Here is a 10,534-nt window from a genome sequence, read left to right as displayed (position 1 = left end):
CCTAGCCCCCTCTCCAATCCCCCCTTGATCCCCCCTTAAAAAGGGGGGGTGAGGCGAGGGGGAATTAATTGTTAATGGGGAGAATTAATTAAACGGAAGTGAATGAATCTTGGGTGAAACTGCTAACGTCAACACCTCCAACCCGGGCTAAAACTTCATCGCCAAATGTGATTAAAGTATTGCCATTTTCGGAGGTTAAATTAAGGTCAGTAAACGTTAAATTGGCTAAAGCAATGACATCTATTCCCAGTTCAAAATCAACAATGGTATCGGTTCCTTCACCCACAGCTAAAATGAATGTATCGGAACCTTGACCACCAGAGAAATCATCCCCTGTTAAGGTGTCATTTCCTAGACCTCCACGAATGATATCATCGCCATCATCGCCCCAAATTAAATCATCTCCTTCATCACCAAATAGCAGATCATTTCCGCCTTTTCCGCCAATTTGATCGTTACCCAAACCGCCAGAAATGGTATCATTTCCACCAATAGAACCACCGGGAGAACGACTGTTTAAATCCCCTCGCAGAATATCATCACCGTCACCTCCGTTAATGACATCATTACCGAGAAGACCTGCAATAATATCACTATTCGCTGAACCTGCTAAAATATCGTCTCCATCAGTGGGTTCAACCGTAGTAGAAGGAACTCCTAAACGCGGATCAAGATTAAGCGGTTCATCAAGTTCGAGTTGGATGATTTCATTGTTGTCAATATCTGGCCCACGACCCACAGAAAAGGGATAGTTATTGTCGTTAGCAACCAGAATTGTTTTCTCATCAAGAACTAACACATCTTCAATGGTGACAAACGGGAAACTAAAGGTCGTTTCACCATCACCATTGAGGTCATCTGGGTCAGCAATATTCAACAGATCAACGAGTTCTTCTTTTTCAACAAAGCCGTTGTCATCGACTTGAGAAATATCTATCTTGAAGATCTTCTTGAATGCTGCGGCTTCTCCTTGATTATTATCCCGTTCAATTACGAGAAACTCAGTTTCATTAATGGGAGTAAAATCACCAATCGCATGACCCGGAACATCGGTAGGATAGAAACCCACTAAACCCGTATAAGATGAAGATTCAACATCGAATTCATAGATGCGTAAAGCGTTCTCTGGATCGCCCGTTACAGAGCCTTCTAACAGAGGATATAATGTGGTTAAATCAGGACTATACGCCATCCCTTCAAAGCCGCGAGAGGTGCTTAAATTCGGCAGTTCAATCTCTTGATCCACCACAATTCGTCCGACAACGGGGTTGTCAATAAAGAACCCATCCACACCAATTTCAGTTAGTTGACGAACTTCATCTTCTAAGGTTTGAGGAGTACCATCTGGGTTCAACGTTAAGAAGTTTTCTTCAATTCGCAAGGTGTAGGGATGAACCTGCATTCCCGCATCATGCGCCCAGTCTACTAACGGGAGAATTTCTCCAGTTAATTGAGAGGTAATTTGTGCATTTCCATCACCATTTCCATCAACAGGTTCAGCAATACTTTCGCGCAAAATGAAGCTATTTTTCCAGGGTCCCAAACCTTCCGCGTAAGCCGAACCAATGTAGTCAATTACTTCAGGAGCGGCTAACTTTCCGTAGTCGGTTTCTGCGGAAAATTCTATGGGGAAATCGGCATAAACTTCGGGAGTCGCATTAACGTTTCCTTCGCCAAAGTTGTAGACAACATCGTAGGGGAAAGAGAAGCTTCCTTCGGATAAGGTAAAGTCACCTAAAAGCTGAACTAAGGGAATATCAATTCCCGCTTCCGGTAAAAATTCGGTTTGGAGTTCGAGTAGGTTTTCAATCTCAAAAGATTGAATAAAAATCCGACTCGGATCGGTAAATTCGTTCTGAACTAACGTGTCTACCAGAATTTCAGAGGTATCAATATTGATGGGAGTTCCATCTAAGAACGTTCCCTCTTTTTCAAAGAACGTTGGGTGTTTTGTTTCGGGATAAATGCCAATCGTTTTCCCGGTTTCGGCTTCAACTTGTTTTACCAAGTCGATCACTTCTGACAGCGTGGGAATTTCAAATTGATCGTTAAATTCAGTATTGTCAGGACGAACCCCCGGAATGCGTTCACGGGCTTTTAATTCCTTAATTTCGGCTAACGTAAAGTCTTCGGAGAACCAACCGCCATAGAGATCCCCATCAATTTCTTTAACCGTTAAACGATCCGCAAACTGTTCTAATTCGGCAACATTTGTTGTTTCTGAAGTAATAATGGGATTGCCATTTTCAGCGAGAACAATGTTACCATTTTCATCGAGTTGAACCGTTGCTAAAGCATTCTCGTGACGGGCAATTAACACGCCATCTTTCGTCGGAACTAAATCAGGTTCGATAAAATCTGCGCCTTGTGCGATCGCCCGTTTGTAGGCTTCTAAAGTGTGTTCGGGACGATCTCCACTCGCGCCTCGGTGGGCGATAACTAAAGGTGCTTCACCCGATAAACTATTAAATTGTAAATCAGCATTTTGCGGCGCCCGCACATTTTCCCCAACAATTTGATCGCGAACTTGATCACCTGTTAATGGGAAATCTGTAAAGAAACCATCAGCACCCAATTGAATGAATTGTTCGTATTCAACCTCGGGATTTCCGTTATAATCAGAGGCTAAAAAGACGCTTTCATTGCGTAAAGTATAGGGATGAACTAACAAACCCGCATCATGGGCTTCATCAATTAAAGAAGTGGCTTCACCGAGTACGCGATCGGCATCGGTAATTTGTCCATCTCCATCGAGATCATCGGGTTCACCATTGGCGTCATTATCAACAGTTACCGCCGGAATAATGCGCCGTTTAGAGGGGCCAATTCCATCAGCATAAGTGGCAATTTCCGCCAAACCTTCGGGGGTAATTAAATCATTGTAAGTGCGCCCGTCGCCATTTTCAATGAAATCATAGGGCGCACCACCGCCACCAATTAACTGGACTAAGGGAATATCAACTCCCGCTTCGGGCATAATGGTATTGTGCAGGTCTTGAAGATTACCGACTTCAAAAGACTGAATAAAAATCCGGTTGGGATCGGTAAATTCGTTCTCAACTAATGTGTTGATTAACGGTTCTTCGAGGGAGAGATCAATACTGTCGAAATAAGTCGGATGTTTGGTTTCAGGATAAATGCCAATTTGCTTCCCGGTTTCGGCTTCAACTTGTTTAACTAAGTCGATCACTTCCGCCAATGTGGGAACTTTTAAACCATCATTATCAAAGTCAGTTCCGCGTAGTTCAGGAATGCGTTCTTTAGCGTTGAGGGTTTTGAGTTCTTCGAGGGTAAAATCTTCAGTAAACCAACCGCTAATTTCCTGACCATCGATGATTTTAGTGGCAAAACGATCAGCAAATTCTGGACGTTCGGAAACATCAGTTGTACCGGAAATTTCGTTTTCGTGACGCGCAACTAATACACCATCTTTAGTTGAAACTAAGTCCGGTTCGATAAAATCAGCACCCTGTTCAATGGCTAATTTATAAGCTTCTAACGTGTGTTCAGGACGCTCTCCACTGGCACCCCGATGTCCGATAACGATGGGTTCTTGTCCGTTTAAGGTGTTGAGGGTGGGAATATTGGGAGTCGCAATGGGTGCTTGTTGGAGTTCTCCATCTAAGTTAAATTCTAACAGATAGGGGCCGAATTCATCGCCTATCCAAATGCTATCTCCTTCGACAACAATGGACTCAATATCAAAGTCTGTTCCGGTTAAGAAACGGTCTTCTGTTCCTGCGTTGATAATTTCAAAGGGAACTAAATTGTTAGGGTCAGATAGTTGTACAAAACCCTGAACCTCTACACTCGCATCGCCGTTTTCTGTTCCCACAAAATTCGGATCAACTTGATAGAGACGCAGTAAATAATCGGAACTATTTGCTATATTCCCAAAACCGTTATCAGACAGGAACCAGAAGGTATTTCCGTCGCTTCCTGGGGCAAATTGTACCCCACTAAATCCTTGAACGGGTTGCCCATCAAAAGGGCCTGTTCTGCCATTTCCAGAAACAGGTTCACCGTTGCCATTATTTCCACCCGCAGGCGGCCCTTCTGCAAAGGTATCAGCAGGAAGTGATGCAAAACCAACGAGTTTGATGTTTTCCATAATTTTGGGTAGATGAATCGCGTCGTATGAATTGAGTAAAGGCGTTAACGAAACAGATACCTACAAGGAAGAACATGAGAAACAAATATCTCTGCTTCTTCGTATAAATATCATCCGATTTTTTCGACTGAGATCCGTTTTAAGGTTGTTGGTCATTGCACCCAGACTTATCAATTTTTTTTACTTTAATCATTTAAACGGACACTTTTTCCAGTCTCTTTTCTGTTGAACATGATCGCAGTAAAAAAACTAGCCTGTAATTTGATTGAGAACAAATATTTTGATCAGACTCAAAGCCTTAAGGTACCATTTGAAGTTTAAGATAGAATTATGAAACCATTAAATTGGGTTAAAGTTTTTGAAAAAAAACTGATGAATTTACTCTCCTCAAAAAAACTAAAATTAATGATTTTTATCTTGAATTTATTTGGAGAAGCATGATATAATCTAAATCTGATTTGATTTATAAAATTAAACAGCTCAAATCCCCCGCTTCTAGACGAAACCGGGAAAATTGAGTATACGAATTATGAGTTAATACAGTTAGACAAAGGATTGCACAAGTTTAAGTTTTGGATGAGTCAGAGCGAAAAATTAATGAATTAGATCATTAACTTAACTATCTGACCCATCCGACAAACTACGAACTAACAATCCTCGGCTAAACTAAAACCCATTAAATCTGAGCAAATGTTGCAGCCGAATTCTCAATCAAACCCACTGCTTCAACGCCGTTTAAAATCGCGAGCCTTTCATCTCCGACAGAAATTAAAGCGTTACTGCCCGAAGCCGTTATTGACAACTGTTCAAAAGTCAAACCTGCGGTTAAAGCCAACTTATCTATTCCTAACTCGAAGTCCGTAATGGTGTCTGTTCCTTCTCCCAAAGCCAAAACAAACGTATCAGCGCCTTGACCTCCTGAGAAATCATCGCCTGTTAGGGTATCATTCCCGAAGCCGCCATGCAAGAGGTCATCACCATCATCGCCCCAAATTTGATCATCGCCATCATCGCCGTAAAGTTTGTCATTACCGCCTTTACCGCCAATGCGATCATTCCCTGTACCGCCGTAGATCATGTCATCGCCGCCTGGTTGACCCCCCGGAGAACGTTCGTTCTCGTCACCACGCAGAACATCGTTGCCATCGCCGCCGTAAATCTGGTCATCTCCAGCTAAACCTGCAACCGTATCATTATCACCCAGAGCGATGATCAAGTCATTGCCAGCTTCACCCACGAAGGTCTCAGCATTTTGAGAACCGTTGATGTAATTATCGGTTCCTGTGACCGCAGCAGCCATCGTCTGGAAGATGTGAGTCTGATCAACGTGATTAGGCAAACCAGGAATCTCGAAGCCATAACTGTTGTAGCCTTCACCGACTAAACCATCGAGGACCTCTGAACCCTCGCCTTGATAATAAACGGGAACTGGACGGTTCGTGTGACTACCCCAGCCATACTTAACCTCTGGGTCAGAACCCCAATATTGACCGGATTCCTCTGGAGTATGCAACTCATAGGTTAAAGCTTCAGCACCTTCAGTTGCCAACAGTTCAGGGAAATCAGGGCTTAAGGTGAGATAATGGTCGTGGTCAGCAGTAACAACCAGCAGGTTCTCTTCCCATCCGCCATTCTCCTCAATCCAATCCATGACACTCTGAACTGATTTATCAAAGTCCAGCATTGTACCGATCAAATTATCCATGTTGTTATCATGGGCAGACCAGTCAATATCTCCACCTTCAATCATTAACCAGAAACCATCTTCGTCTTTCGCCAAGACATCTAAAGCCGCTTCCGTTAAATCTTGTAGCGTGGGGTTTTCGTTGATTTCCCGAGCAATAAAAGATTCATCGGTTTCTCCAGGGAGAAGGGGGCGCTCGGTGTCTGGGTTGGGAACACCAGGGGTAATATTATTAGGACTACCAGCCTGGGCTGAACTAAACAGGGAGAACATATCCAACCCGGTTGTGCTGTAGTCACCATCAGCCGAACTAACAGGTAAGTTACCATTTTGTCCTCGGGCGCCGTACAGACCCAGTAACCGTTCTCCCTGGTTGGGATCAATTTCTGCGGCAGTCTCCGCTAAAACGGCTGCGGCATCTTCTCCACGCTCTAAGAACGTGTAGCCATAAACGTTGTCTGTGGGGTTTGCACTTAGTTCTTGGTAAGTTGACTCCAAGATAAAGGTATTGTCCGAAGGTGGCTCAACTTCTCCGGGTAGAGGATCTTCTGGGGTTGAGAGTGGATGACCACCGCCTAAAATTACAGTGGGTTTGTAAATGCGGAGTTCTTGCTGAAGGATGCTATCAAGCGTGGGAAACTCGCTGTCATATTTATTACGACGGTTGACGTTAGCCGCCGCCGCACCAGGGGTCGCGTGATCAATGGGAACAGAAGAAACCAAACCTGTAGATTTGTCTGAATCAGCAGCTATTTGCAGAATCGATTCTAAGGGTTGTTCGTAGATATCAACGCCAATCGCGCTATTGTAGCTTTTAACTCCGGTATAGAGTGTCGTGGCTGTATTAGCAGAGTCGGGATAGCTGTACTTAATATATTCAGGATCGTTACCGGGAGTCCAGGGATTAATTCCGCCCCGTTCAGGATCATAACCGACTAAGTTACCAATGGCTGTAGTACCGGGGTTTGCAGCGCCGCCACTGGCATCAATTCCAGCATTGAAATCTGGTTCAAATACGAAGTCAGGGCGAAGGGGGTTTGTTCCTGTTAGGTTAGAACCTGAACCATAGAGAGCGCTATTACTTGTGTTGAAAACTCGATTAGCGGGATTGGGTTCTTCGCTACCCGGGGCAATCGTTGTCCCGTAAGTCGTAACAAATGAGTAGCCATCGAGTTCTTGAAAACTTAAACCTTCTCCTACTCCAGAAGTATAAGATTCTCCGGTCTTCGCAATCGCGCCAGCACGGGCCATTTCCCAACCCATACCGTCGCCGATCATAATAATAACGTTCTTAGCCATGTTAGAAATATTCTCCTCTCTATTAACTCGAACAACAAAATTTTTTGTAGAAAACTTGTTGTTCTCTATTAGGATTTCACGCCAAGATTAAGTAAAGTTTATTGATTGTTTAAACTTATTTTTTTGATATGAAAGCATCAAAAACTAATGTGTTTAAGTCAATTAAACACAGTTAAAAGCCTATCAATAAAAATTGATATTTTAAATTCCAGAAGATTTAGTTTTTAGCTTTGATCTATTTCCTCATCGATTCAAAACAGAAAGAAAGCACTTGCGCCCTGATTTTATCCTGTTATTCAAGAATCTCTAGACGCAAATGCTGAAGCTAGATAAGCGTTTTAGAAGTTTGTAGGATGCGTCATATCATGTCCGGTTGAACAGTTATAAATAAACGACAGAGGAGTCAGGAGTCAGGAGTCAGGAGTCAGGAGGAAATCAAGAAGAAGAAAGAGAGGAGTCAGGAGTCAGGAGTCAGGAGTCAGGAGGAAATCAAGAAAATGAAATAATTAACTGAACTGTCTGACCACTCCTATAAACAAAGGCTAAACCAAACTAAAATCAGCAGAAGTTAAACTTTCAACGTCTACTTTTTGCAGAATAGCTAACGTTTCATCGCCGAAATTAATCAAGGTATTTTGTGCTTGAGTTTCTAACGATAACTGGTCAAAACTTAAGCCTTGAGTTAAACCAATGACATCAATACCAACTTCAAAATCAGTAATAGTATCGGTTCCTTCTCCAACGGCTAAAACAAACGTATCGGCGCCTTGACCACCCGAAAAATCATCGCCTGTTAGGGTATCATTTCCTAAACCGCCTCGCAGCAAATCATCGCCATCATCCCCCCAGATGTTATCATCATCAGCGCCGCCAAACAGTTGGTCGTTACCGCCTTTTCCCCCAATGCGGTCATTTCCCAAACCGCCAAAAATGGTATCATTTCCGCCATCGGAACCGCCGGTCGAACGAGTATTTTCATCGCCTCGCAGGACATCATCCCCAAAACTTCCGTAAATTTGGTCATCTCCCAGTCCACCCGCAACGGTATCATTTCCGTCACCCGCGTTAAAGAGGTCATTTTCTGCGGTTCCTAAGAGAGTTTCTGCTTCGGAAGTTCCGCCAATTAAACTAGAGTTGGGGTTGCGGGGGTCGAAACTATTGGTATCAATAATTAAAGGTTCGGGGAACGCATTCGCCACACTTTCCCAGGGAACAAACTTAAAGTTGGTACTATTATTTTCCAGTTCTTCTTCATCTTCGACCACAGATTGAGGGTCATTAGCGCCATCGTGAACGACAAATAATCCATTGGGAAAAGCCTCACCCAAAGCAACATTTGTTAAATCAAAACCATCGGTTTCATTGATTTGATCGATGTCACCATTTCCCGCAATAATAAACTGACCGAGGAATTCGTTATTTCCCGAACGTTCAAACAAACCGTAACTGGAATCGCCCTGACTCGAAGCAATTAAATAACCATTCCCGTTGTCGCCGTAGTAGAGAATTAAACCTTCTAAATCGGGTACAAGAATATTATCTTCGACGCTATAAATTACCTCAAAATTATCCCCCGCATTCGGTTCAGCTTGGAACTTGAGAATTCCAACTTCATTTTCAATAGCCAGATAAACAAAACCCAATTCTTGATCGACAACAATCGCCTCGGATTGAGAGTCACTTGGATCGCCTGTGGGTGTGGGTAATTCAATTGTTCGGACGAGATTAGCATCGACTTGACCCGAACCGTTATCGACCAATTCTAACTGTGCAAATTGGTTGCTGTCGGCTTGCGTTACAAAGGCGTAAGATTTGTCAGAAACAGGACTTTTATAAGTTGCTAAACCGTAGGCGGTTTGTTCTCCATCATCAACCCCAAAAATGGTTTCGAGAATATTATCCGAAGTAACATCAACTAACTGTAAAGTTTCGGGATCTATTTTCCAGATGGCTAGGGTATCGTTTTCGCGATCGCTGGCGACGGCTAAATCAACGGTTTCTTCGCCAATTTCAAAGTCATAAATCAGGTCAACATTGTTATAGCGAATTTCGCCAAAAGGTGCGGGTAAAATTTCTTCAACAATTTCCCCGTTTAAATCTAAGGTCGCCAAACCGCCATCTTTTAAGGTGACAATAACTAGGCTTTGTTCGGGATTTTCCGGGTTAATCCAAATCGCCGGATCGTCAGAATCTCCGGTTAAAACGGCTTCTGAATTGCCTTCTTCATCGACAGTGTAAGGCGTTTCTAGAACGGGTTGGGCGGCGGGTAAACTATCAAAATCTACGGCTAAACCGATAAACTGGGTAACTTGAGTATCGTTAAAGTTGTTATCGCTAACCACAATTAAACTTTGGCGTCCGTCGGGAAGTTTCGGGCCGAATGCCATGCCTTCAATGTTATCGGGAGTTATGCCAAAATCGGCTTCAAAATCAATCAGTAATTCTTTGGTAACTGTGGGGTCAATTTCAAAAGCAATTCCAACTTCATCCCAAAATAAATCCTCTAAATTCTGAACATCTAAAGCCCCTTGGGTTTTGACTTCGTACAAGCGAATATTGTTGCCTTTTCCAACTGCAAAAGATCGTTCAAGGGCGAGAAGCGAACCGTTATTATCAATGGCAAGTAGTTCAACTAAACCATTATCTGCAAAAGCATCGGCTGGTTCAGGAATTTCTGGAATTGCATCAACTTCATAGACAAATTCTTGAACGGGTTGACCTGTTTCGAGGTCATATTTAATAATCCGAGACAAACTTTCGGTGTCAATATCTGCGGCTGGACTATCTTGAAATAAAGCGTTTTCTGTGGCAGTGTAAAGGTAGCGATTGTTTGGGGAAAGGGTTAAACTTTCAAAGGCTAAGTTGTTTCTAATTCCGCTTGTTTGGTCTGCGGTGGGGAGAAATTTTTCGGGGACGGGGAGTGTATCTAAAAGTTCGCCGTCGAGGGAAAATTCGTTAACAAAGGGGTTAATGAGTCGGTTGGCGTCGCCTTCGGAAGAAATAAATAAGCTGTTGTTTTCGGTGAGGGTAATTCCTTCAGGGTCTAAACTAAATTCGGGGAAGGGTTCGCCGTTTTCATTGAGTAGGGTTGTAACGTCTTGAAAGCTGATATCGCCTTCGTCTAAACTGCCATCATTTAAGTCAATTTCGAGGGTATAAAATCGGGCGGGATTCCTTTGGGAACGGTCATCAGAAATACTGTAATATACTTGACTTTCTGCGTCGTAAACAATACCCGAAAGTCCGCCAACTTCTGTATCTTCAAAAGTTAACCCAGTGGGAAAGGTAACTTCGCCCAAAAATTCGACAGAAGAAACGGTTTTGCGGCTTAATGTTGTTTGGTTGGATAGCATAAAGAAACCCTAGTAGATAGTTTGTAGTTCGTTTTCTGTTGGTAGAATTTGACCTCTCCCCCAACCCCTCTCTATCCCCCCTTGATC

General features: G+C 43.2%; 3 protein-coding genes. All 3 read right to left on the bottom strand.

Annotated features, from left to right (window positions below):
- Positions 1–88: 88 nt before the first annotated feature.
- The 3 genes from WN50_RS03295 to WN50_RS03285 all read right to left on the bottom strand — a co-directional run bounded on the left by WN50_RS03295 (position 89) and on the right by WN50_RS03285 (position 10,447).
- Positions 89–4,111 carry a glycerophosphodiester phosphodiesterase family protein gene (locus WN50_RS03295; RefSeq protein ID WP_046281507.1) on the bottom strand — a complete coding sequence of 1,341 codons (4,023 nt, stop codon included), beginning with the start codon at positions 4,109–4,111 and terminating at the stop codon, positions 89–91.
- Between the two features lie 676 nt (positions 4,112–4,787).
- Positions 4,788–7,094, bottom strand: a complete 2,307-nt coding sequence (locus WN50_RS03290) for an alkaline phosphatase (RefSeq protein ID WP_053221423.1) — start codon at positions 7,092–7,094, stop codon at positions 4,788–4,790.
- 542 nt (positions 7,095–7,636) lie between these two features.
- Positions 7,637–10,447, bottom strand: coding sequence for a phytase (locus tag WN50_RS03285; protein WP_053221422.1), 2,811 nt, complete (start codon positions 10,445–10,447; stop codon positions 7,637–7,639).
- Positions 10,448–10,534 lie beyond the last annotated feature (87 nt).

This window comes from Limnoraphis robusta CS-951 (assembly GCF_000972705.2).
Note: the sequence above shows the minus strand (reverse complement) of the source record. Positions and strands in the feature narration are given on the sequence as shown.